Below are 984 nucleotides of genomic sequence, written 5' to 3' on the forward strand. Positions count from 1 at the left end.
CGATTAACGGACCGGATTTGTCACTTACAATGGGGGCAGGTTTACACGTTCTGACTTTGTCGGATCGCCATGCCCTGGCTTGCTGAATACGCCTAACCTGGTCATCGTTCCATAAAGCCGGCCCTCGTGATAGCATTTGGTCATAATCACTAACAGCAGCTTTAACATTGTCACAGCTCAAAACTTTTTCATCATCAAGAGCCTTCATCTGGGTAAGGAGTTCATCCATATTCTGTGCAACGATAAAGTGGTCACTTTCAGTAGAGATTTTCTCAATTAGCGTGTGATTTCCTAGCAATATTTCCTTTAAAAAGCTAAGTAACTTTCTGTCTCGAATCGAGGGGTTATGCTCCGAACCGGAGATTGCGAATTCTTTTGCAGCGATACCCCAGTTCAAAACCTGCCAGGTATAAGGTTCTTCTAGCTGGGCAACGCGACGACATAACTCATTTGTGTCAAAACCAGTAACGAGTGGATCAGGGCCAATACGATTGCCTTTAGCGTCAAGCCACAAAGCAGATTTACATGGGATCAAGCTTAAGCCATGGCCTTCAAATTGTGGCTGAGGATGCGGAATACCTGCCGCATAATTCCACATTTTATCAAGATGCGTAACACTCCCCCCCAAATTTGAAACGAGCTCATGCAATGCGCCATCGGCATAAGGGTGAGATCCGTTTAGGATTTCTTTCGGTGGCAAGCCCCAAGGTTTGTACCAATGCTCCCTAACCTTGTCGATACTGCCGTTAATCCCGCCACATGCAGCAATAGTATGCTCAGCCTCAAACTCTACTACCTTTTTAGTCTCTTCACTTTCACTTCGACAGCCCACTACGCGGCCATTTTCAGATACCAACTGAACTACACGATGTCGATAAAAGAACTGAAGACTATCACGGTTAGAATGCTTAGCCAGTTTTTCTAGAAACAATTCAACCAAGCGGTGACCAGTGCCCCAAATTACGTGATACCGGGGAACGCTAT

1 protein-coding gene is annotated in these 984 nt (G+C 45.6%); it reads right to left on the minus strand.

Annotation, left to right across the window (positions count from 1 at the left end):
• Window positions 1-984, minus strand: a 984-nt coding sequence (locus tag A3729_RS30340; RefSeq protein WP_156498247.1) for an FAD-binding protein, incomplete at both ends; no start/stop codon positions are given.

It is taken from the genome of Oleiphilus sp. HI0043 (assembly GCF_001634935.1).